The sequence below is a fragment of the Rhodococcus sp. NPDC058639 genome, from assembly GCF_042717545.1.
Taxonomy (GTDB): Bacteria; Actinomycetota; Actinomycetes; order Mycobacteriales; family Mycobacteriaceae; genus Rhodococcus.
Window position 1 is genome coordinate 114,956 of record NZ_JBHXRF010000001.1, and the last position, 22,707, is coordinate 137,662.

Sequence of the window (22,707 nt, forward strand, 5' to 3'; positions counted from 1 at the left end):
GATCAGAACATGCTGTAGCCGCCGTCGATCACCGTCGCGCTTCCGGTCTGGAACGCCGATGCGTCGCTCGCGAGGTACACGGCAATACCCTCGAAATCTTCCGGCCGTCCCCACCGACCCAACGGCACGCGGGAGATGACGTTGCGGTTGAACACGTCCGAGTCCTGCAGCGGCCCGGTCATATCGGTCGCGATCCAGCCCGGCAGCACACTGTTGACCCGGATGCCGTAGCGCGCGAGTTCGACGGCGCACCCGTTGGCGAGCGCGAGCACCGCGGCCTTGCTCGCGCCGTACGCCTGGTTGCGTCCCGCACCCTGCAACGCCCCCAGGCTCGACGTCACGATCACCGACCCGCCGGTGCCTTGATCCACCAGCACCTTCGACGTCTCCCGCAACGTGAAGTACGCACCGTCGGCGTTGGTGCCCATCACTTTCCGGTACTGCTCCGTCGACGACTCGTGGAACTTCTGCAGTGTCGCACCGATTCCCGCATTGACGACCACCGTGTCCAGCCCACCGAATTCGTCGACGACGGATGCGACACCGTCGGCCACCGCATGCTCGTCGGACACGTCGACCGACCGCGTCGTCACGCGGACACCGAAGCCGCTCAGTTCGTCGGCCGCACGCCCGAGTTTGGCGGTGTCTCGTCCCCAGAGCGCGATGTCTGCGCCGGCACGCGCGAGACCCCGCGCCATTCCGAAGCCGAGCCCGGCGGAACCGCCCGTGACCAGCGCACGTGTGCCTGTCAGGTCGAACATCGAGATCCTCCCGGCGGGTTCTTCCGCGAGGTTCAGCGCGGCGCCATGCGGATGGCACCGTCGAGACGGATGACCTCGCCGTTGAGCATCGGGTTGGACACGATGTGCGCTGCGAGAGCGCCGTACTCGGAGGGGTCACCGAGACGCGCGGGGTGCGGAACCTGCTGTCCGAGCGACGCTTGCGCCTCCTCCGGCAGAGAGCCGAGCAGCGGGGTCTTGAACAGCCCGGGTGCGATGGTGACGACGCGGATGAGGAGCGAGGCGAGGTCGCGTGCGATCGGCAGGGTCATGCCGACGACGCCGCCCTTCGATGCCGAGTAGGCGGCCTGGCCGATCTGACCGTCGAATGCCGCGACGGAGGCGGTGTTGATGATGACGCCGCGCTCCCCGTCGATCGGTTCCGTCTCGGCGATGCGCTGGGCGGCCAGGCGGATCACGTTGAACGTGCCGAAGAGGTTGACGTCGACGACCTTCTTGAAGGCGTCGAGCGGGAACGCGCCCTTCTTGCTCACCGTCTTCATAGCGTTGCCGATGCCGGCGCAATTGACCGCGACGCGCAGGGGGCCGAGCGATTCCGCGAGGTCGAGCGCCTCCGTGACCGCGGCCTCGTCGGTGACGTCTGCCGCCGCGAAGCGGACCCGGTCGCCGAGTTCTTTGGCGACGGTCTCGCCGTTGGAGGACGGCAGGTCGATGATGACGACCTGGGCGCCGTCGGCGAGCAAGGCCTTGACGGTGGCGAGGCCGAGGCCCGAGGCGCCACCGGTGACGACGGCGACGCTGTCGTTGACGATCATGAAAAGCCTTTCGCTGTAGGGATTTCAGACGGGAGATTCGGTATGGCGGTGGGTCAGAGACGTTCGATGACGGTGGCGTTGGCCATACCCGCGCCCTCGCACATCGTCTGCAGGCCGTAGCGGCCACCGGTCGCTTCGAGGGTGCTGACGAGCGTGCTCAGCAGGCGGGTACCCGACGAGCCGAGTGCGTGACCCAGTGCGATGGCCCCGCCCCACGGATTGAGCTTGGCCTCGTCCGCGCCGAACTCCTCGGCCCACATCATCGGCACGGGCGCGAACGCCTCGTTCACCTCGTAGGAGTCAATGTCGTCGATGGACAGTCCCGACTTGGCGAGCACTTTGTGGGTAGCCGGGATGGGCGCCGTGAGCATGTAGAGCGGGTCGTCTCCGGCCACGGCGAACGAGTGGAATCGTGCACGGGGAGTCAGACCCAGCTTGGTGGCGGCTTCTTCGCTCATGATCAGAACGGCCGACGCACCGTCCGTGAACGGCGACGAGTTGCCGGGGGTGATGAGCCACTGTGCTTCGGGGAATCGCGCGGCGTACTCGTCTATGCGGAAGGACGGACGCAGCCCCGCGAGAGCCTCGACGGTGGTCGACGCGCGCACGGTTTCGTCGACGCTGTGCACGACCTGCTCGCCGCCGGCGTTCGTGACGGTGATCGGGGCGATCTCCCGGTCGAAGTTTCCTGCCGCGATCGCGGCGGCGGCGCGCTGGTGCGAACGCGCGGAGTAGGAGTCGACGGCGTCCCGGTCGAAGCTCCACTTCGCGGCGATGAGCTCCGCCGAGATCCCCTGGTTGACCAGCCCTTCGGGATACCGGGCGGCGACGCCGGGGCCGAACGAGTCCTGCCCGATCGAGGAGGTGCCCATCGGGAGGCGGCTCATCGACTCGACACCGCACGCGATGACGATGTCGTACGCACCCGCGATGACGCCCTGAGCCGCGAAATGCGCAGCCTGCTGGCTCGATCCGCACTGACGGTCGATGGTGGTGGCCGGCACCGAATCCGGGAAACCCGCCGACAGCAGTGCCGAGCGCGAGATGTTGAGTGCCTGCTCGCCTACCTGCTGCACGCAACCGCCGATGACGTCGTCGACGAGGACCGGGTCGAGGTTGTTGCGCTCGACGAGCGAACGCAGGACGTGGGCCAGAAGTTCGACGGGATGCGTACCCGAAAGCGCACCACCGGGCTTGCCTTTGCCGACGGCGGTGCGGACCACGTCGACGATGACGGCCTGTGCCATGACGTTCCTTTCGAGGGGTTCGAGCAGGGCCGGCCGGAGTGCGAGGAGTGCGGAGCGCCCCACTCCCAACCGCGTACCTATCGATCGCTAAAGACTTACCACGGGCTCAGCACGTGGTCAACGGACTCGGTAGCCAGCGCGCGACAAGCAGGTCTGATAGGGAGAGGAGAGGCTTCGCCGCCGCGCGCCGTCACCGCAGGCAGTCGACCACCACACCGAGGAGAAGCGTATGAGCACCGACCCGCCCGGAGTCACCTCGAGCGTCGGCGACGGAATCCTGCGCGTCACGATCGACCGTCCCGCCCGTATGAACGCGGTCAAGACCGACACACTGGTCGCCGTCGCCGAGGCTTTCGACAAGCACGCCGGCGACCCCACCGTCCGCGCCGCGATCCTGACCGGACGCGGACGGGCGTTCTGTTCGGGCGCCGACATCTCCGGCCGTGACCTGAGCGCTCCTCCCGCGCCCGACACCATCGACGCCGCGAACCGGGTCGTCGCGACGATCCGGGATTTTCCGCGACCGGTTGTCGGCGCGGTCAACGGTGTCGCCGCCGGTGTCGGCGTGTCACTCGCCCTTGCGTGCGACCTCACGGTCGCGAAGGAATCGACCTACTTCCTGCTCGCGTTCGCCAAGATCGGCCTGATGCCCGACGGTGGTGCTACGGCGCTCGTCGCGGCGTCGATCGGCCGCGCCCGGGCCCTGCGGATGGCGATGCTCGCCGAACGACTCCCGGCGCCGGAAGCGCTCGCATCGGGTCTCATCGCCGATGTCTACCCCGACGACGAATTCGACACGGCGGTCGAAGAATTGATCGTCCGGCTCGCAGACGGTCCGTCTGTGGCCCTCGCGTCCACCAAACGGGCGATCAACGACGCGACGCTCACCGAACTCGGCAACGCGTTCGGCCGTGAGCGCGCAGGTCAGCTCGATCTGCTCGCGGGTCCGGACTTCGCCGAAGGCGTGTCCGCCTTCCAGGACAAGCGCACCGCGGACTTCCGGCGTCGCGCCTGACCGTCAGAGCGGATCGCGGCGGGCGCCGACCGTCTTGAGGGCGATCGCCACGTACTTCTTCGCGACCGCTTCGGGGCTCAGGGTGCCCTCCGCGTGGTACCAGCGAGGGATCGATTGGCACATCCCGAGCAGCGCCCGGGTGGTCTCGGCCGGGTCGTCGACGTCGAAGTCGCCCGTCGCAGCACCCTCCTCGACGATCTCGCGCACCAGTTCCTCTATGCCCTTGCGTACCGCGCGGTACCGCTGACGGTTCTCGGGACTGAGATACCGAGCCTCACCTTCGAGCGCGGCGAGCGCCGACCGCATCGTCATCCGGAGCACGATCGCCTCGATCACGTTCGCGAGTCTGCGCACCGGATCACCGGCACCCTCGGCGTCCGCGGCGTGCGCTCGCGAGAGCACGTCGCTGGTCGACAGCTCGAGCAGGGCGATGAGCAGGCCCTCTTTGTTCTCGTGGTGGTAGTACAGCGCGGGCACCGTCACGCCCACCCGCCGCGCGATCTCGCGCACCGATGTCCCGTGGAACCCGGTCTCGTAGAAGGCGTCGAGCGCTGCCGACAGGATCGGGCTGAGGTCGAGCGGCTGCAACGTCCGCCAATCGGACTGCGCGTTCTCCCCATCCGGCACGACCCGACCCTCGAGCGGGTCGACGGCGTCGTCGGTGGAACCATCCATGTACCGCACCCAACCTACCGATCGTTACTTCATCCGGACGGCTCGACGATACCCGGCGGTTTCGCCCGCGAACGATCGACACCGCGGCACGTCACTCCACCGGAGGGACGGGGTGCGCGCCGGTATGCGCGCGACGGGTGAGGGCGACGCCGAGTGCGGGAGTCCGCGTGAACTGCGCGATCTCAGCCCATCGGGTCGTCGGCGCCGGCGCGGTGGGTGTCGCGGAACGGGCCGGTGAACGTGCCCCACCGCACACACTCCCAGCCCCCGCCCCGCACCGGCACGAGTTCGACGGTCTCGGTGTTGGCCAGATGATTGCTTGTGGCGAACCCGCCCGGCACCTTGCCGAGGTACGCCGCGACGAGACGGATGGCTGCGCCGTGGCTGACGACGACGACGTCCCCCGACCCCTCATCGAGATGGTCGGCGCGCAATGCGTCGATCACCGGAACGAACCGATCGAGGACATCGATCGCCGATTCGCCGCCCGGCACCCGCGTGCGCAGGTCACCGCTGTGCCACTCCTCGTAGACCTTCATGAACAGGGTGTGCGACTCCTCGTCGCTGCGGTCCTCGAGATCACCGGCCTGCACCTCGTGCAGGCCGTCGAAGACCGAGGTGTCGAGCCCGACGGCGGGAGAGACCTGCTCTGCGGTCTGCCGCGCCCGGATCGCCCGCGATGCCACGAGAAGCGACGGGCCGCGCTCGACGAGATTGCGTCCGAGGCTCCGTGCCTGTTCGATTCCCAATTCGGTCAGTTCCGCGCCGGGCAATTTGGTGTCGAGGCGCCGTGCGACGTTCGCCACCGTCTGGCCGTGCCGGGCCAATATCAACTTTCCGCTCACCGCTATTCCTCTCCGCGGCGCAGTCGCTCGAGCCACTGCGCATCGTCGTCGTCGGAGACGGGAGGCACCCCGTGCTCGGACACTGCCGGCCACGAACCGAGGAACCGTACCTGAGCGAAACGGTGCAGGGCCTTGAGTGCCTCCGCGACGAGCGCGTCGTCGATATGGCCCACCCAGTCCAGATGGAAGAAGTAGGTCCCGTAATCCTTACGGGTGGGGCGTGATTCGATGCGGGTGAGATCGATTCCGCGGGTCGCCAGTTCCGTCATGGCTCTCACCAGCGAACCCGGAACATTCGGGAGTTGCAGGACCACCGACGTGCGGTCGCAACCGGAGCGCTTCGGTATCGGCCCGGGCCGGGAGACGAGCACGAACCGGGTGCGGGCACCTGCGAAGTCCGCGACGCCGTCGGCGAGTACCGCAAGACCGAGCCGTTCGCCGGCCAGCGCGGTGGCCACCCCCGCATCGACCTTCCCGGATGCGACATCCTCTGCCGCCCCCGCGTTCGAGGTCGCGGCGACGATCGCGGCGCCCGGAAGATTGTCGGTGATCCACTGCCGCACCTGGGCCGCTGCGACGGGATACGCACCGATGGTCGCGACATCTTCGCGAGCGACTCCGGGCCGCGCGACCACCGTGAAGGCGACGTCGAGTTCGGTTTCGGCGACGATCTGCAGCCGCGAGCCGAGGGCGAGTCCGTCCATGGTCGGCGGCACAGAGCCTTCGACCGAACTCTCGATCGGCACGACCGCTCCGTCGACGTCGCCGTCACGCAGCATCTGCAAGGCCGCGGGAGGGCTGGCGGCGGAGATCCGCTCGACCGGGGCATCGAAGGCACCGAGTTCCTCGAAGCGGGCGAGGGCCATCTCGGTGAAGGTTCCCGACGGGCCGAAATAGGCGATACGTGGCACGCCTACGAGGTTACCCACCTCGGGTCTGCTGAATGCTGTGTCGGGCCGGTGCCGTTCAGCCGGCCGACAGCCCCAGTTCGCCGAGTTCGCGCGCGACCCGGTCGGGGTCGTCGACTTCGACGGCCAGAAGAATTTCCCGCAGTGCGGCGGCCGCTTCGGGGATCAGCCGTTGCAACCAGGACACGTCGGGCGACGCGAGTGCCTCCCGGATGTCGAAACCGCTCAGGGCCGCCGCGGTCCCGGACAGCAGCGCCACGACGTCCTCCGTGCTGGTCGTGCGGGCGACGTAGCCGGTGTCGGCGTGAGCGAGGACCGCGAGGAAGTCGGAGACCGCGTCGGGGCCGTGACCTGCGGGAAGACCCGGTACATGCCCGGCCTCGGTGAGTGCGCGTGCGGTGTCGGCGAGCGTGTCGCCGGGTCCGTCCACGTACACGGCCAGCGGCGCGGGTGCCGTGAATGCGAGGACATCGTCGAGGACCTCGGGAGTGCAACCGATCTGGTAACGCACCGGTCGCCAGCCAGCCGGCACGGGGGGCGGGCCCGACGTATCGAGTTCGACGACGAGGTCGCGGCCCGGAGGGACGGTGATCGCGCGGGCCGGGACTATCGGAGGCGCGAACAACGGTCCGGTGACGTCGCGGGCATCGTCCGGCGAGTCGTACCGTCCGGTCAGCAGCCCGTCCAGCAGTCCGCGCGGCTCCTCGTGGGACGGCGGCATTCCGAGGGGAAGAGGGATCGGCACGCATCCCAGATTAGACCCGGGACCTCTTGCCACCCCGAGGGCGATGACTTAGGTTTGCCTCACCTACATAGCCAGGAGGGTTGTCATGCACACCACCACGTCCACCGCCGTCCCCGCGCCCACCACGGCCGAACGCGTGCGCACCGCCCTCATCCGCGCCGACACGTCCCACCTCGCCGTCGACGGCTGTGATCCCGTCCCCACCACGATCCACCACCTCCATACCGACGACGACCTCGCGATCGTCGTGCCCACGCACAGCCCCGCCGCCGCACTCGCGGGGCAGGCGGGCGGCGCGGGACTGCCCGCGGTCCTCGAACTCACCGACCACTCACCGCTGGCCCTCCGCAACCCGGTGCGCTCGCTCATCTGGTTCAGCGGCATCCTGCACCCGGTCCGGGAACCCCGCTCCCTCGCCGCGGAAATCGCCGAAACCCTGCCCCACCCGGAGCTTCTCGACGTGGGCCACCGATCCGTACTCCTGCGACTGAGCATCGATTCCGTCGTCGCCGCCGATACGACCGGGGCGGAAGCCGTGAACGTCGTGGATGTGCTCGACGCCGCGCCCGACCCGTTCGCCGCACTCGAGACCGCGTGGCTCCAGCACCTCGACGAACAGCACGCGGACCTGGTGATGCGCATCGCCCGCCGGGTACCGGAAGCCCAGCGAGGGGGACGAATCCGTCCGCTCGGCATCGACCGGTACGGCGTGCGGCTGCGGATCGAATCGGGCCGGGGCGACCACGACGTCCGCATCCCGTTCGACGAACCGGTCGACGACCCCTCCGGGCTGAGCCGGGCGTTGCGCCTACTCATCGGATGCCCGTTCCGCAACGGCCTGCACCCTCGCCTGCGCCGGGAGGACTTCGGATCACGCTGACGCTAACTGTGGTGACCCCCGCGCTCGATCTCGATGATGATCCTCAGCCCCCGGCACCGTCCGGACGGCCTCACCGTCGATCGTTCGAGCCCGAGGGAAGTACATGTTCCGCCTACGTCACGCCGGATTCACCACCGCAGCCGCATTCGTCCTGACCGCGGTCGTTGCGTGTGGTTCGGGGCCGGCGGGCGGCGGTCTCGCGCCCGACAGTCCGCTTCCCACCGACATCCCTGCCGGGACGAAGATCGTCATCGCCGACCAGGGCGAGCGACAGCAGGTCGCGCTGGCAGCGTCCGGCAACCTCGACTCCCTGCCGTTCGACTACGAGTTCGCCACGTTCCAGGGCGCACCCTCGATCCTCGAGGCATTTCGCGCCGACGCCGTCGACGTGGCGTGGGCAGGCGAGATCATGGCCGTGCAGTCGCTCGTCGCGGGCGACGACGTGCGGGTGATCGCCGCGGTCCAGACCGACAACAGCCTCAACCTGGGCGTCGCGCCGGGCGCCGATATCGACTCGCTGGCCGCACTGTCGGGCAAGCGCATCGGCTACGCCGAGGGCACCTCCCAGCAGGCGTTCGTCCTCCGCGCGCTCGACAAGGCCGGTCTCGACGTCGACGACGTGACACTCACGCCGATGGCGCTCGCCGACTTCCCGGACGCGCTGCGATCCGACCAGATCGACGCCGCACCGATGAGCGAACCGGTGTTCTCCCGGTACATGCAGACCCCGGGCGCCACCGCCCTCCCCCGCGACGAGATCACCGACCTCAGTGACGGGATCTCCTACCTGTACTCGAGCGCGAAGGCACTGTCCGATCCCGCGACGGCGGCCGCGATCCGCGCCTACGTCGGCGCGTACATCGCGTCCGTGGACTGGGCGAACGACAACCGCGACGCGTGGATCGACGAGTACTTCGTCAAGAGCCAGGGCCTGACCGCCGAGGACGGACGCCGCATTCTGGATGCCAACGGCCCGACGACCTTCCCGAGACTCGACGAGAACCTCGTCGCCACCCAGCAGCACACCGTCGACGTGATCGACGCCGCCGGCGAACTGCCACGACCCGTCGAGGCCGCCGAAGCATTCGACCTGCGCTTCGACCAAGTAGTCCAGGCCGCGGTAGCCGACGCCGGCGCCGGACACGTTCGCAACTGATCTCCGAGGGGACCTTCTCATGACGCACCGCCAGCTCAGCCTCAACGCCTTCATCTACCCGACCGGCCACCACGAAGCATCGTGGCGTCACCCCGGCAGCGCACCCGAGCGCATCTACGACGTGCACTACTTCCAGGAACTGGCACGTGCAGCCGAAGCCGCCAAACTCGACGCGGTGTTCTTCGCCGACGGGCCCGCGCTGCGCACCGAGGTGCGGTACCGCCCCGACTACGGCCTCGAACCGATCACCACGCTCGTCGCGATGGCCACGGTCACCACGCATCTCGGCCTGATCGCCACCGCGTCGACCACCTATTACGAGCCCTACAATCTCGCGCGGCTGTTCTCGTCGCTCGACCACATCTCCGGTGGCCGCGCAGGCTGGAACATCGTCACCACCGCGTCCGATGCCGCAGCGGCGAACTTCGGCCTCACCGACCATCCCGACGTACGGCAGCGGTACGCACGTGCACGCGAATTCGTCGACGCCACAGTGAAACTGTGGGATTCGTGGGAGGACGACGCCGTGGTCGCCGACAAGGCCGCTGGGGTGTACGCCGACCCGGACAAGATCCACCGCGTCGACGTGGAAGGTGAATACGTCAGCGTTCGCGGCCCGTTCAACTCGGCCCGATCCCCGCAGGGGCGGCCGGTCCTGGTCCAGGCCGGATCGTCGAACGACGGACGCGATTTCGCCGCGAACTATGCCGAGGCGATTTTCACTGCGCACCAGCGGATCTCGGATGCGCAGGCGTTCTACAGCGACATCAAGCTCCGCGCGGTGGACGCCGGGCGCAACCCCGACCACGTCAAGATCCTGCCCGGCCTGAGCCCGTTCCTCGGCGCGACCGAGGCCGAAGCACAAGAACTGCAACGCGAATTCAACGAACTCACCATCGTCGAGTACGGGCTCGGGCAACTACAGAAGATGGGGCGGATCGACGTCTCCGGACTCGACCTCGATGCCGTCGTGCCGGCCGAACTCTTCGCGGGAGCCGGCGACATCACCGACAACGACAACAGCCGACGTCTGGTCTTCGCCAAGATCGTCGAGCGGGAACAGCCGACGCTGCGTCAACTGCTGCACAAGCTTGCCGGCGCGCGCGGGCACAACGTCGTCGCCGGAACCCCCGTACAGATCGCGGACATCATCGAAGAGTGGTTCACCCGCGGTGCGGCCGACGGGTTCAACATCATGCCGCCGCAGTACCCGCAGGGACTCGAGGCGTTCACCAGCACCGTCGTCCCGATCCTGCAGGAGCGCGGCCTGTTCCGCACCGAGTACGCCGGCACCACCTTGCGCGACCACTACGGCCTGCCCCGGCCGGAAAGCCAGTACGCACGCACTTTCGCGACTTCCGGGACGGCCTGACCCTCCCCCGACGAAAGGACAGGGCCACATGAGCGTACCCACCGTCGACCTGCGGCGATTCGGGAGCGGTCTCGCCGGGGACGGCACCACCGACCAGAAACCGGACCTGGAGAACGAGCCCGGTCTGCCTCCTCGTCGCGGTCGTAGCCGCCTGGCGCCCGGGCGACCGATCAAGTTCGGCCTCGCCATCGGACCGACGATCCTGCTGGTCGTCTGGATCGTGGCGTCGGCGACCGGGCAACTCGACCCGAAGACACTGTCCGCACCGTGGACCGTGGTGACCACCGCCTGGGATCTGATCGCCGACGGACGCCTGCAGAGCAACCTGCTCACCTCCGTGCAGCGTGCGGTGATCGGCGGCGTCCTCGGTGTCTTCTTCGGGTTACTGCTCGCTCTGATCTCGGGCCTGTCCCGGATCGGCGAGGCGCTCGTCGACGGTCCGGTGCAGATCAAGCGGTCGATCCCGACGCTCGCACTGATGCCGCTCGCGATCCTGTGGTTCGGCATCGGCGAGGAAATGAAGATCCTGCTCATCGCCCTGTCGGTGTTCGTGCCCATCTACATCAACACCTATTCGGCGCTGCGCGGCATCGACTCCCGCTACGTCGAACTCGCCGAGACGCTGGACCTGTCGCGCGCGCAGTTCGTCCGGCGTGTGGCTCTGCCCGGCGCGCTCCCGGGGTTCTTCACCGGTCTCCGCATGGCGGTGACGGTGGCATGGCTCGCCCTCGTGGTCGTGGAACAGGTCAACGCGACGAGCGGGATCGGGTTCCTCATGTTCCAGGCCCGCACCTACGGGCTCACCGACATCATCATCGTCGGCCTCGTGGTCTACGCGATCCTCGGCTTCGGCAGCGATCTGCTGGTCCGCTCGGCAGAAAGGAAGGCGCTGGCATGGCGCAGGACGATCGGAAGCTGACGGTCCGCACCTCGGGCCTGAGCCGGGGGTTCGACGGACGCGCAGTCCTGCGCAACGTCGACCTCGAAATTCGCGAAGGCGAGTTCGTCGCGCTGCTCGGCCGGAGCGGCTCCGGCAAGAGCACGCTGCTGCGTGCCCTCGCCGAACTCGACCACGGGGTGCCCGGGTCCGGGGACATCGACGTGCCGCGCAAGCGTGCGGTCGTGTTCCAGGATTCCCGCCTGCTGCCGTGGGCCCGCGTGCTCGCCAACGTCACCCTCGGACTCACCGGCACCGACGCGACGGAACGGGGCCGGAAAGCGCTCGCCGAAGTCGGCCTCGCCGGCCGGGAGTCGGCGTGGCCGAACGAACTGTCCGGCGGGGAACAGCAGCGGGTCTCGCTTGCGCGGTCGCTCGTCCGCGAACCCGAGTTGCTGCTCGCCGACGAACCCTTCGGTGCACTCGACGCGCTGACGAAGATCAAGATGCATGCGCTGCTTCAGGAGTTGTGCGCGGTGCACCGGCCGGCGGTCCTGCTGGTCACCCACGACGTCGACGAAGCCATCGCGCTTGCCGACCGCGTGCTGGTGCTCGATCACGGTTCGCCGGCGGTGGAACTGACGATCGATCTGCCGCACCCGCGAGCGGCGCACCCTCTACAGACGGCGGACTACCGGCGGATTCTGCTCGAGGCGCTCGGTGTCGAGGTCGCGGCCTGAGGCTCAGGCAGGATGGCAGCGCCGGGTTCCGGCACAGTGGCACCGCTGGGGTTCCGGCACAATGACACCGCCGGGGTCCGGCACAATGACACCGGTGACGATGCTTCGTTCCTGGCTGAGCCCGCCGGCGCAGAACCCCGCCACGCCTCTCGATGCCCCCGCACGCCGCGCGCTGTGGATCGAGATCGCGATCGTTCTGCTCGTCACGTTCGGGCTGAGCGGTCTCTCGTCGATCCTGTCGCTGCTCGAGGCGGCGCTCGCACCGGAGCCGTTGTCGGACCGGACCGTTGCGCTGAACAGCCCGCAGTCGTCTCAGCAGTTCATCGATCTCGCCCGTCAACTCCTGGGCATCCTCCGACTGTCGGCATGGGGGGCGCTGGGCCTGTACCTGCTCTGGCGCAGCGGGTTCGGCCCGAAAGCCGTGGGGCTGGCCCGTCCGTATCTCCGCCGGGATGTACTGCCCGGTGTCGGGCTCGCCGCCCTGATCGGGTTCCCCGGCCTGCTGCTCTACCTCGGCGCGCGCGCGGCAGGACTGAACCTCACGGTCGCGCCCAGTGTGCTGGCGGACTACTGGTGGCGTCTTCCCACCGAGGTGCTGTGGGCACTGGCGAACTCCGGCGCCGAGGAGATCCTCGTCGTCGCGTACATCCTCACCCGCCTGCGGCAACTGGGCTGGTCGGAGAACTCTTCGCTGTTCGCGTCCGCGGTGCTGCGTGGCAGTTATCACCTGTACCAGGGCCTCGGTGGCGGGTTCGGCAACGTCGTGATGGGTCTCGTCTTCGGCCGGTATTGGCAGCGCACAGGCAGGTTGTGGCCCCTCGTGATCGCCCACGCCTTGATCGACACCGTCGCATTCGTGGGATATCAGGCACTCCGAGGACACGTGTCGTGGCTGCCGTGACCGTACAGTTGTGCGAGTGAACGGCGACCCTCGCGACCCTCGGAACAGGCCGCGGCCACCGCAGGGACCTCCCCCGCAACGGCCCGCGCCGATCCGCCGTCCTGTGCCTCCGCCCCGGGCGACGCCGCCCCCCGAGGGCACACAGGTGATTCGCCGCGACGGACAACGGCCTGCACCGCCCCCGCAGGCGTGGTCGCAGGCCCCCACGCCGACGTACCGTCCCCCGGCCACGCCGCCGCCCCCGCCGCCGCGGCGGCAACCACCTCCCCGCGTGCCCGCGCCGCAGCAGGAGGCGTCGCGCAGTCGCGACTGGGCGCCCACGCAACGGCCCGAACGGATCGCCGACGACCGCTCGCGCGGCGGGGCTCCGCCGCCCGTTGTTCCGCCGGTCCGGCGCAAGCCCGCCGCGCAACCCGAACCGCGACGGCCACGCCCCGGCGCCGGACGACGCACGATGCGGCGGCTGGGTGCAGTGCTGGCCGTGCTCCTCGTCGCGGTGATCGGCGGGACGATCTACCTCGACGGCACCCTCGACCGCGTCGACGCGCTCGCCGCGTACGACGGGCGCGGGGGCGACACCCCCGGCACCAACTGGCTGCTCGTGGGCTCCGACAGCCGGGTCGGCCTCACCCCGGAACAGGAGCAGGAACTCGCGACCGGCGGCGAGGTGGGCACCGACCGGACCGACACGATCCTGCTCATCCACGTACCGAGCGGCGGTGGCGCGACCACCATGGTGTCGCTGCCCCGCGATTCCTACGTGGACGTGCCGGGCTTCGGGCGGGACAAGCTCAATGCGTCGTTCGCACTCGGCGGACCCCAGCTGCTCGTACAGACCGTCGAGGGCGCCACCGGCGTGCACATCGACCACTACGTGGAGATCGGCTTCGGCGGTTTCGCGTCGATCGTCGATGCGGTCGGCGGAGTCGACATCTGTGTCCCGTACCCGATCGACGATCCGCTGGCCGGTCTCTCGCTCGAGGCAGGGTGTCAGGAACTGAGCGGGCCCGAGGCCCTCGGGTTCGTGCGCACCCGCGCCACGCCCCTGGCCGACCTCGACCGGATGAACAACCAACGGCTGTTCCTGTCCGCTCTGCTGGGCAAGGCAACCAGTCCTTCCACGTTCCTCAACCCGTTCCGCGCGGTGCCGCTCGCGACGGGCGCCGCCGGGTCCGTGCGAGTCGACGAGGACGATCATCTCTGGGACCTCGCACGACTGGCGTGGGCGATGCGCGGTGAGACGTTGACCGCGACGGTCCCCGTCGGAGGATTCGAAGACGTCTACGGCATCGGCAACGTGTTGCTGTGGGACCGCGCCCGCGCGGCGCCGTTCTTCGATGCGCTTGCGAAAGATCAGCAGATCCCGGCCGAATTACTGACGCCCGGGCCCTGAAAACCCGGTCTCCGCGACGAGGAATTTCCGTGAAATCGGGGAAGAATATTCGGCCAGCCAACCCTGAATTGACCAAGGCAAGCCGAAGCTTGGAAGAGTCAGCCTAGCCAAAGCTTGGATGATTTATCCTCTGACCTGCATTAACGTCTTGATCATGACGACCATGGGTGAAACGCACAAGACCAAATTCCATTCGCTGCTGCACGACCAGATCCGCAACGAATTCAATGCGTCGCACCAGTACATCGCCATCGCGGTTTTCTACGACAACACCGATCTTCCCCAGCTGGCGAAGCACTTTTACGCGCAGGCAGTGGAAGAACGCAACCACGCCATGATGATCGTCCAGTACTTCCTGGACCGGGACATGGCCGTCGACCTCACCGGGGTCGACGCCGCACAGTCGATGTTCGACAACGCGCGCGAACCGATCGCGCTGGCTCTCCGTCAGGAGCGGGCGGTGACCGACCAGATCGTCGAGCTGGCCCGCACCGCGCGCGACGAGGGCGACTACCTCGGCGAGCAGTTCATGCAGTGGTTCCTGCAGGAGCAGGTCGAAGAGGTCGCCACGATGACGACGCTGCTCACCGTCGCCGACCGCGCCGGCTCGAACCTGTTCAACCTCGAGGATTTCGTCGCGCGGGAGCTCAACTCGAAGAGCCGCGAACTGCGCGGCAACGCGCCGACCGTCGCCGGCGGCAGCATCTGACGCGACCTGCAGCCCACAGGGCCCGAATGCCACAGTTCCCGGATCACCGGGGAACTGTGGCATTCGGCTATGTGGAGGCTCTCTCGGCCCCGAGAAGATCAGCGCAGGGTGATCTGACGACTGCGGATTCCGTCGCGGGAGCGCAGCTCGGCGGTGGTCAGCGGTTCGTCCACGGCGAGAGCGGCGTCGAGGCGCGCGCCCAGTTCGAGTGCGGGTTCCACCCATTCGTCGGCGTGCTTCTCCCGGTCGAGATCGAAGACCGGAACCAGGAGTCCGTGAGTGCGGAACGACCCGGCGAAGCGTGATCCTTCACCGAGGTGGAGGCCACCCGCCGCGTGCACGCGCGACAACGCGGCCATGAGCGCGTCCTCGTCCTCAGGCCGAACCCAACGCAGGTGAGCCTTCTCGCCGGGATCCACCCACCACGCACCGACCAGCCCGTCACCGTTCAGACGCGCCGAGGGCAGCACCGCACTGTTGGCGTGCTGCACGGTGTGCGCGATGTCCTGGCTCGGCTCGACGCCGGCCGGAATCCACCAGTTGAAGTCCTTGTGCACGGTGATCGGAGGAACGACATTCGCGTCGAGCAGGTCCTGCAGTCGCGGGGTGTCGTCGTCCACGGTCGCGGTCTGCAACGACGATCCGGGCTCGGCCGTGCGTGCCCACTCGATCGCGGCGGCGAGTTCCCCGGCCGGGTCCGGGCCGTACCCGCTCGCGAGCTGCAAGCCGACGTACGCGACGGTCTCGTCGTCTTCTTCGCGGACCAGCGCCGCGACACCACCCGGAAGGATGGTCGCGCCGACGATCTTGCGTCCCTCATCGGTCAGCGGCAGGTCGACCAGTGCGGACGGAACGAACTCGCGCAGCGCAACGAGGTCGCATTCGAATGCGAGGCCCTCGAACGGTCGCGTGGACGCGGCGACCGCGGCTTCCCGCTCCAGTCTCCGCTGCTCGAGCTTGGCGGCGCGGTTGGCGCCGGGCTTGGGTCCACTGTTTCTCTTGCTCTTCTTGGCCACGGCGCCAAACTACACGCCCGGCCTGCCCGCCCGATCTATACGCCGTGCGCAGCGTCGAGTTGCAACTTGGTACGGCCCGGATGGTTGGTGGCCACCCATCCGACGCCGAGTTCGCGGCACAGTTCGACGTCCGCGGGGTCGTCGACGGTCCAGCAATAGGTCGCGCGGCCCGACGCAGCGGCACGGTCGACGAGATCCCGGTGCTCCCGGAGCGTCATGATCGACGGGCCGATCGCGGTGGCGCCCACGGTCGTGGCAGCACTCCCCCGCAGATATCGCGAGGTCTCGCCGAGCAATACCGTGGGCAGCAACGGGGCGGCGCGGCGGATCCGCCATACCGCGCTGCCCGCGAACGACATCACCACCACGCGGGAGAAGTCGGCCGACGCAGGCGTCGCGAGCCCGAAGCTCGCCAGCGCGTCGAGCAGCTTCGCCTCGACCAGCGCGCCGTACCGGACGGGGTGCTTGGTCTCGATGAACAGTTTGACCGGCACATTTGTCCAGTCCATGACGAGCTCGAGCAAACGGTGCAGGGTGAGCAGTTCCGCCGGTTCACCGGGCTTGCCGTAGTCGTGCTCGGACAGTTCGGCAAGAGTCATCTCGCTGACGACACCCGTTCCGTCGGACGTGCGATCGATCGTGCGGTCGTGGATGCACACGAGGTGCCCGTCGCTCGTGAGCCGTACATCGCACTCGAGCCCGTCGGCGCCTTCCGCGAGGGCCAGTTCGTACGCGGCGAGAGTGTGCTCGGCCTTCGCCGCCGACGATCCCCGATGTGCGACGACCCGCGGGCGGTCCACGCCGCTCACGTGCTTGCCGCCGGTTCGGGCACGTCGGCGCGCTCATCCTGGGTGCCGGCCGGAGTGTCGTCCTGCGACAGCGCCGCCGTGTCGGCCGGGCTGTCGGCGGTCGCGGGGCGCGGCACGATCGGGGCGATGGGCGCGTATGCGGGCCCGGTGGCGTGGGTGAATCTACGGTGGCGCAGCGGCCGGCCCCAGATATCCGTTCCCTCGAACAACCGCACCACGTGCAGCGTCGTGAGCGCGACCGCTGTGGCCAGCGCCGCAGCGCACGCCGCGAGCAGCACGCCGTCCGCACGGGCCTGGAGCGTGTCGCGCTGACGCCACAACACGACCACGACGAACATCACCGCGTCGAGTACCCACAGCACCCACCAGATCCGGATCGCCCGGAGAAGCCGGGGGTCGCGACCGGCGATCTCGGTGAGCAGCACTCCCGGCATCGCGAGGTTCACTCCGGGCACGACGACACCGAGCAGTACCGTCGGCGACGGCCGGGGATCGACCTCCCCGCGTTCGGCGAAGACGCGTCGGCGCACTTCGAGCAGGCGCACCGCGCACGCGACGGCCGCACCGAGCGCGACGAACGGTGCACCTACCTGCGTCGCCCATACAGCGGCGTCGGAGACCGCGAGAGCCAGCGGGTCGACGAGTCTGGTCCGGTTGAACACCAGCAGTCCGTACCGGAACGCCTCGGCGAGAGCCGCGAGGCCGAACACGACGGCGGCGCCCACGAGGAGTGTCGGCGCGAGATCGGAGATCGTCTCGCTACGGCTCGGTTCGTACTCGGTGTCGACCGGCCGCGGATCGGTCAGTCCCCACCGCGGTATCTCCCGGTATCGCGGCGTCGGACCCATCCCGCGCTTGCGCGTGGTGGGCTCCGCGGGACCGATCGGTACCGCCGGACGCGCGACCCAGCGAAAATTGCGGCGCGACGGGGGAACCGGAACGTCGGTGGAGACCGGCGAGAGCAGGACACCACGGCACGACGGGCACCACTGCCGGGGCTGATAAGTCACCGGCCAGCGGTTCTCGCAACGAACGCAGATCTGGTAGGCGGCCATCAATAGATCTTCGCGGGTTCATCACCGTCGGAAACCACGGGGAGACCGCTCTTCTGCCACGCCACCATGCCACCGTTCACCTGGATGGCGTCGTACCCGATGCGGTTGAGGTACTGGACTGCGCCGAGCGAGCGTCCGCCCTGGCGGCAGACCACATAGACCTCGGCATCGATGTCGATTTCGTCGAGCCGTGCGGGAACGTCGGCCAGCGGAATGTGTACCGCGCCCGGTGCGTGTCCGAGCGCCCATTCGTCGTCTTCGCGTACGTCGAGGAGCACAGCGGCGGCGCTCGTCTCTGGCACCTCGTCCACAGACACGGTGGGGACGTCGGAAAAACTCACGATTCCAATAGTGGCACGTGCTGCGGGGCGATGCAGCCGAGGCCGCTCCACTGTGCCCTCGTGTCACTTCCACATACGGCAGCTCCTGGAGTTATCCACAGTTTCCACAGGTTCATCCCCAGGCTCTACCGGGGGTGGGGATGCCCGGCTCGAGATCCGTCACATCGTCGGTTCGATCGGTACGAAACCCGGGGGAAGGGGGCACCTGAAATGATGGATTCATGGAACTACGAATCTTCACCGAACCTCAGCAGGGCGCCACGTACGACGATCTTCTCGCCGTCGCACAGACAGCCGAGCGGCTCGGTTACGGCGCATTCTTCCGTTCCGACCACTATCTCGCCATGAACGCCGACGGCCTGCCGGGCCCCACGGACGCGTGGATCACACTGGCCGGACTCGCGCGCGACACCTCGACGATCCGGCTCGGCACCCTCGTCACGTCGGCCACGTTCCGCTATCCCGGTCCGCTCGCCATCTCCGTCGCACAGGTCGATGCGATGAGCGGCGGCCGTGTCGACTTCGGTTTCGGCGCAGGGTGGTTCGAGGAGGAGCATCTCGCCTACGGAATCCCGTTCCCGTCCCTGAAGGACCGTTTCGACCGCCTCGAAGAGTCGCTGGCCGTCATCACCGGGCTCTGGGACACCCCCGTCGGTGAGACGTTCTCGTACGAGGGCACACACGTGCGGATCGAGAACTCGCCGGCGCTCCCGAAGCCGCAGCAGCGGCCCCATCCGCCCATCGTGATGGGCGGCGCCGGCAAGAAGCGCACGCCCGCCCTCGCCGCCCGGTACGCCGACGAGTTCAACGTGCCGTTCATGTCGGCCGAGGACACCGCAGTGTTGTTCGAACGTGTGGCAGGGGCTTGCCGCGACGCCGACCGCGACCCGGCCACCCTCACGTACTCCAACGCGCTCGTGCTGTGCTGCGGGCGCGACGAAGCCGAGATCGCCCGCCGCGCCGAACGGATCGGCCGCGAGGTCGGCGAGCTGCGTGAGAACGGTCTCGCGGGCACCCCCGAGGAGGTCGTCGAGAAGATCAAGAGCTACGCGTCGGTCGGCTCGCAGCGCATCTACCTGCAGATGCTCGATCTCAGCGATCTCGAACACCTCGAACTGGTCGCGGCGGAGGTCATGCCGGCCGTGCGCGACCTGTAGCCCTCACCGCTGCAAAGCCGGACGGCTAGTAGCTACTGGTGGAGCCGAGGAACGCCTCGATCTCCCGGCTCCACCGGCGGCGACGGGTGCGCTCGAGGCAGTCACCCGCGCACGTCGAAGTCTTCACGCCCCGGGAGGTGCCGGAACCAGGATCAGGCGCCGAGCCCCACCGGGCAGCTCACGCCGGTTGCGTGCACCGGGCAGTAACCGTTGGGATTCTTCGCGAGGTACTGCTGGTGGTAGTCCTCGGCGTAGTAGAAGTGCGCCAGAGGTGCGATCTCGGTGGTGACAGCGCCGTAGCCCGCTGCCGCGAGCCGCTCGCCGTACGCTTCGGCCGTCGCCTCGGCCATCTCGATCTGCGTCTCGTCGTACGTGTAGATCGCCGAGCGGTACTGGGTTCCCTGGTCGTTACCCTGCCGCATCCCCTGCGTCGGATCGTGGTTCTCCCAGAACTCCTGCAGGATGCGCGCGTAACCGATCACCTTGGGATCGAAGACGACGAGCACGACCTCCGTGTGACCGGTCCGGCCCGAGCACACCTCTTCGTATGTGGGATTGGGGGTGTAACCACCGGCGTACCCTGCGGCGGTCGAGTAGACGCCGTCGAGTTGCCAGAACTCCTTCTCCGCACCCCAGAAGCACCCCATCCCGACCACCGCGGTCTGCAGACCTTCGGGGAAGGGGGGAACGATGCGATTGCCGTTGACGTAGTGGGTCTCGGGAACGACTACGGGCTCGGAACGCCCGGGTAGTGCATCCTCGCGGGCCACCATCTGCGACTTGGAACCTGCACGGGCCAGAATCTCGTCGAACCAGGACATGTCCCGATGCTACGCGCGGGGCCCGGTGGTGGCCGGTTCCGCGACCACCGTGCGGGTCGGGGTGAGCCACCGGGTGCTGATCCACCGCGCGGCAGGTACCTCGACACCGCGGTAGACCACTTCCGCCACGAGGGCGCAGCCGAGCAACACGCACACGATCGCGCCGGTCTGCCCCACCACCCCGACCGTGTTCTCGTAGATCCGGTACATCACCAGGGTGTGCGTGAGGTAGATGGCGTAGCTGCGGGTGGCGACCCAATCGACGACCCGGAGATGCGCGAAGCGGCCGTTGTAGCGGGAGACCAGCACGACGCATGCGAACACCACGGTGATGGTCCACAGGTAGCGCGTCCCCGCCCAGTACACCTGGGTGTCGGTGGCGAGCACGATCACATGGACCTGCGCCAGCAACGCCAGGACGAGCCCGCGACCGGAGATGAGGCCGGCCCATCCGAGGTAGGCGATCTGCCCGAGGAACACCGTGGGCAGCGTCGCCGCGATCCGGGAGAGGAAGGGCACGCTGTACGGCTCCGGGATGTACAGGTTGTAGATGAGCACCAGCATGCACAACACGGCCCCGAGCACGGGGATGATGAGCGGGTTGGCCCGCAGGAGCGAGCGGCCGGCGACGCAGTACAGGTAGAAGACGATCTGCACGGCGAGCGTCCACGCGACTCCGAGCACGGCCACCTGTGGTTTCAGGAAGAAGGCGCCGAGGATGAAACTCAACGCTGCCTCGGAGTTCGAGACGCCCGTGTGACCGCTGAACATGCCGTTGATACCGAGCCGGACCAGCACGATCGCAGCCAGGATGCACACCCAGAACGCGGGAACCAGACGCGCGGCGCGGGCGATGAGGAAACGCCGGGGCGATTGCCGCATGGCGGATCGGGTGATGAGGAGCCCGGTGAGCATCATGAACGCCGCGACCCCGACGAACGACAGATGCTGGTTGAGCCCGGCCCCGTCGACGAAGACCCGGTACACGAGGTCGATGCCCCACCATCCGGTCCCCAGGTCGTCGATCAGATAAAACGAGATGTGGGAATAGACGACCGCGAGGACTGCCGCGAACCGCAGCAGATTGACGCCCGGAAGATCCACGCGAGGTGCGTCGACCCCGTTCGCGGGTTCGTTCAGGAAGGGCCGATACACCGCCCAATGTTAAGGTTCCGCTCTTGCGCGTCACCAATTGGTCCAGCTCGACCGGGGTTTCTGCTGGTCGCGGGAGCAGTGCTCGCGGAAAACGGTGGTTCTCGTCGCGCCGGCCCCGAGCCCCGTGGGCATACGTCCGAGTGACAGCTGTGGTTGCGCAGGGTGTACTTATGAGTTGGGGTGAAACCACACGGTGTGGGTAATCCACACGAGTGTTGTGGTGAAACCCGCAAGGCACGGAAACAACCGCACGGGCCCCACCGGGCTCGCATAGAAGGGACCCTCGTGGCTGAGTACACACTTCCGGAACTGCCCTACGACTATGCAGCGCTCGAGCCGCATATCTCGGCGAAGATCATGGAGCTGCACCACGACAAGCATCACGCGACCTACGTCGCCGGTGCGAACACCGCGCTCGAGAAGCTGGCCGAGGCACGCGAGAACGGCACGCTGGCCGCTCAGGCAACCAAGCTCGAAAAGGATCTCGCCTTCCACCTCGGTGGCCACACCAACCACTCGGTGTTCTGGCAGAACCTCTCTCCCGAGGGTGGCGACAAGCCCGAAGGCGAGCTGGCCGCAGCGATCGACGACGCGTTCGGTTCGTTCGACAAGTTCCGCGAGCACTTCTCCGCGAACGCGAACTCCATCCAGGGCTCCGGCTGGTCGATCCTGGCCTGGGATTCCATCGGGCAGCGTCTGCTCATCGTCCAGCTGTACGACCAGCAGGGCAACATCCCGATCGGCCTGACCCCGCTGCTCATGCTCGACATGTGGGAGCACGCCTTCTACCTGCAGTACCAGAACGTGAAGGCCGATTACGTCAAGGCGTTCTGGAACATCGTGAACTGGGCCGACGTGCAGGCTCGCTTCGCACGCGCACGCACCCAGACGGCAGGTCTGATCGTCTAGAGCCCGAGGCTCCGATCGGCTGAGCCGAATCGGCTGCGCCGGATACGAACGGAGGGACGCCGCAGCGCGGCGTCCCTCTTGTCGTATCCGGCCCCCGCACCCGGGCTGGCACTCGGCGCCTCTTGTGTGCCAGCACGAGAAGTGGGCATTCTTCGTCTACCGGCCATAGGGCCGGGACCCGGCTTGCAACGGCGCGACCGGACCGGCTCGAGTGGATCGGGGTGGGTTCGATGACGGATTACGCACACGGAAAGATCGAACTCGCCGCATTCCACGCGGCAGGAGCGCTGCGCGGTTTCGTGGGGGGGGGGGGGGGGGGGCCCCCCCCCCCCGCCGGAAAACAAAAGAAAACGCGTCGAGCGGGGGGGGGGGGCGGGTGACGACATCAAGAAACCCAACCCACAACGATCAGGAAAGACTGAGGTG

24 protein-coding genes are annotated in these 22,707 nt (G+C 68.0%); 11 read left to right on the forward strand and 13 right to left on the reverse strand.

Annotated elements, in window-relative coordinates:
- Window positions 1-2: 2 nt before the first annotated feature.
- Genes ACFWU2_RS00500 through ACFWU2_RS00510 form a run of 3 tightly spaced genes read right to left on the reverse strand, consistent with a single transcriptional unit; the run spans window position 3 to window position 2,802 of the window.
- Complete coding sequence (locus ACFWU2_RS00500) at window positions 3-761, reverse strand: SDR family NAD(P)-dependent oxidoreductase (RefSeq protein ID WP_378598679.1); 759 nt, start codon at window positions 759-761, stop codon at window positions 3-5.
- 32 nt (window positions 762-793) lie between these two features.
- Window positions 794-1,555: a 3-hydroxyacyl-CoA dehydrogenase gene (locus tag ACFWU2_RS00505; protein WP_378598683.1), complete on the reverse strand. Its 762-nt coding sequence runs from the start codon at window positions 1,553-1,555 to the stop codon at window positions 794-796.
- Window positions 1,556-1,608: 53 nt separating this feature from the next.
- A complete protein-coding gene (locus ACFWU2_RS00510; RefSeq protein WP_378598686.1) occupies window positions 1,609-2,802 on the reverse strand; it encodes a thiolase family protein in 1,194 nt (397 codons plus the stop codon).
- 229 nt (window positions 2,803-3,031) lie between these two features.
- On the opposite strand from ACFWU2_RS00510, the gene ACFWU2_RS00515 reads away from it, so the two are divergent.
- Window positions 3,032-3,817, forward strand: a complete 786-nt coding sequence (locus ACFWU2_RS00515; RefSeq protein ID WP_378598689.1) for an enoyl-CoA hydratase — start codon at window positions 3,032-3,034, stop codon at window positions 3,815-3,817.
- Between the two features lie 3 nt (window positions 3,818-3,820).
- Here the strand turns inward: ACFWU2_RS00515 and ACFWU2_RS00520 are convergent, their stop codons facing one another.
- From ACFWU2_RS00520 to ACFWU2_RS00535, 4 genes are all read right to left on the reverse strand, one after another.
- Entirely contained in the window at window positions 3,821-4,492 is a 672-nt protein-coding gene (locus ACFWU2_RS00520; protein ID WP_378598693.1) for a TetR/AcrR family transcriptional regulator, read from the reverse strand.
- A 182-nt stretch (window positions 4,493-4,674) separates the two neighbouring features.
- Window positions 4,675-5,337 carry a histidine phosphatase family protein gene (locus ACFWU2_RS00525; protein WP_378598696.1) on the reverse strand — a complete coding sequence of 221 codons (663 nt, stop codon included), beginning with the start codon at window positions 5,335-5,337 and terminating at the stop codon, window positions 4,675-4,677.
- A 2-nt stretch (window positions 5,338-5,339) separates the two neighbouring features.
- Window positions 5,340-6,248, reverse strand: a complete 909-nt coding sequence (gene pheA / locus ACFWU2_RS00530; RefSeq protein ID WP_378598699.1) for a prephenate dehydratase — start codon at window positions 6,246-6,248, stop codon at window positions 5,340-5,342.
- A 55-nt stretch (window positions 6,249-6,303) separates the two neighbouring features.
- Window positions 6,304-6,966: a hypothetical protein gene (locus ACFWU2_RS00535; RefSeq protein ID WP_378600151.1), complete on the reverse strand. Its 663-nt coding sequence runs from the start codon at window positions 6,964-6,966 to the stop codon at window positions 6,304-6,306.
- Between the two features lie 109 nt (window positions 6,967-7,075).
- Between ACFWU2_RS00535 and ACFWU2_RS00540 the strand changes: the two genes are divergently transcribed.
- The 8 genes from ACFWU2_RS00540 (at window position 7,076) to ACFWU2_RS00575 (ending at window position 15,018) form a co-directional block, all read left to right on the forward strand.
- On the forward strand, window positions 7,076-7,870 hold the full coding sequence (locus tag ACFWU2_RS00540) for a DUF2470 domain-containing protein (RefSeq protein WP_378598702.1): 795 nt from the start codon (window positions 7,076-7,078) through the stop codon (window positions 7,868-7,870).
- A gap of 103 nt (window positions 7,871-7,973) precedes the next feature.
- The gene (locus ACFWU2_RS00545) at window positions 7,974-9,026 is read left to right on the forward strand and encodes an ABC transporter substrate-binding protein (RefSeq protein ID WP_378598705.1); all 1,053 of its coding nucleotides are present in this window, start codon (window positions 7,974-7,976) and stop codon (window positions 9,024-9,026) included.
- A gap of 19 nt (window positions 9,027-9,045) precedes the next feature.
- Window positions 9,046-10,398 (forward strand): LLM class flavin-dependent oxidoreductase, encoded by a 1,353-nt coding sequence (locus ACFWU2_RS00550; protein ID WP_378598708.1) that lies wholly within the window; start codon window positions 9,046-9,048, stop codon window positions 10,396-10,398.
- 28 nt (window positions 10,399-10,426) lie between these two features.
- Complete coding sequence (locus ACFWU2_RS00555) at window positions 10,427-11,317, forward strand: ABC transporter permease (protein WP_378598712.1); 891 nt, start codon at window positions 10,427-10,429, stop codon at window positions 11,315-11,317.
- Window positions 11,293-12,015 carry an ABC transporter ATP-binding protein gene (locus tag ACFWU2_RS00560; RefSeq protein ID WP_378598715.1) on the forward strand — a complete coding sequence of 241 codons (723 nt, stop codon included), beginning with the start codon at window positions 11,293-11,295 and terminating at the stop codon, window positions 12,013-12,015. Before ACFWU2_RS00555 ends, ACFWU2_RS00560 begins: the two co-directional genes overlap by 25 nt.
- Window positions 12,016-12,100: 85 nt before the next feature.
- Window positions 12,101-12,916, forward strand: a complete 816-nt coding sequence (locus ACFWU2_RS00565) for a CPBP family intramembrane glutamic endopeptidase (protein ID WP_378598718.1) — start codon at window positions 12,101-12,103, stop codon at window positions 12,914-12,916.
- 91 nt (window positions 12,917-13,007) lie between these two features.
- Window positions 13,008-14,309, forward strand: a complete 1,302-nt coding sequence (locus ACFWU2_RS00570) for an LCP family protein (RefSeq protein ID WP_378600156.1) — start codon at window positions 13,008-13,010, stop codon at window positions 14,307-14,309.
- 163 nt (window positions 14,310-14,472) lie between these two features.
- Window positions 14,473-15,018, forward strand: a complete 546-nt coding sequence (locus tag ACFWU2_RS00575; RefSeq protein ID WP_378600160.1) for a ferritin — start codon at window positions 14,473-14,475, stop codon at window positions 15,016-15,018.
- Between the two features lie 98 nt (window positions 15,019-15,116).
- On the opposite strand, the gene ACFWU2_RS00580 is transcribed toward ACFWU2_RS00575, so the two are convergent.
- The 4 genes from ACFWU2_RS00580 to ACFWU2_RS00595 are packed head-to-tail and all read right to left on the reverse strand — an operon-like array spanning window position 15,117 to window position 18,239.
- Window positions 15,117-16,034, reverse strand: coding sequence for a DUF5926 family protein (locus ACFWU2_RS00580; RefSeq protein WP_378598721.1), 918 nt, complete (start codon window positions 16,032-16,034; stop codon window positions 15,117-15,119).
- Between the two features lie 35 nt (window positions 16,035-16,069).
- Window positions 16,070-16,843, reverse strand: coding sequence for a glycerophosphodiester phosphodiesterase family protein (locus ACFWU2_RS00585; protein ID WP_378598724.1), 774 nt, complete (start codon window positions 16,841-16,843; stop codon window positions 16,070-16,072).
- A complete protein-coding gene (locus ACFWU2_RS00590) occupies window positions 16,840-17,898 on the reverse strand; it encodes a DUF4328 domain-containing protein (RefSeq protein WP_378598727.1) in 1,059 nt (352 codons plus the stop codon). The genes ACFWU2_RS00585 and ACFWU2_RS00590 overlap by 4 nt, the downstream gene beginning before the upstream one ends.
- Window positions 17,898-18,239, reverse strand: coding sequence for a rhodanese-like domain-containing protein (locus ACFWU2_RS00595; RefSeq protein ID WP_378598730.1), 342 nt, complete (start codon window positions 18,237-18,239; stop codon window positions 17,898-17,900). The genes ACFWU2_RS00590 and ACFWU2_RS00595 overlap by 1 nt, the downstream gene beginning before the upstream one ends.
- A gap of 221 nt (window positions 18,240-18,460) precedes the next feature.
- Between ACFWU2_RS00595 and ACFWU2_RS00600 the strand changes: the two genes are divergently transcribed.
- Window positions 18,461-19,396: an LLM class F420-dependent oxidoreductase gene (locus ACFWU2_RS00600; protein ID WP_378598732.1), complete on the forward strand. Its 936-nt coding sequence runs from the start codon at window positions 18,461-18,463 to the stop codon at window positions 19,394-19,396.
- Between the two features lie 152 nt (window positions 19,397-19,548).
- Here the strand turns inward: ACFWU2_RS00600 and msrA are convergent, their stop codons facing one another.
- Together msrA and ACFWU2_RS00610 are read right to left on the reverse strand one after the other, a co-directional pair.
- Window positions 19,549-20,217 (reverse strand): peptide-methionine (S)-S-oxide reductase MsrA, encoded by a 669-nt coding sequence (gene msrA, locus ACFWU2_RS00605; RefSeq protein ID WP_378598735.1) that lies wholly within the window; start codon window positions 20,215-20,217, stop codon window positions 19,549-19,551.
- A 9-nt stretch (window positions 20,218-20,226) separates the two neighbouring features.
- Window positions 20,227-21,321, reverse strand: coding sequence for an acyltransferase family protein (locus ACFWU2_RS00610; RefSeq protein ID WP_378600164.1), 1,095 nt, complete (start codon window positions 21,319-21,321; stop codon window positions 20,227-20,229).
- 336 nt (window positions 21,322-21,657) lie between these two features.
- On the opposite strand from ACFWU2_RS00610, the gene ACFWU2_RS00615 reads away from it, so the two are divergent.
- Window positions 21,658-22,281 (forward strand): superoxide dismutase, encoded by a 624-nt coding sequence (locus tag ACFWU2_RS00615; RefSeq protein ID WP_378598738.1) that lies wholly within the window; start codon window positions 21,658-21,660, stop codon window positions 22,279-22,281.
- Window positions 22,282-22,707: the final 426 nt, after the last annotated feature.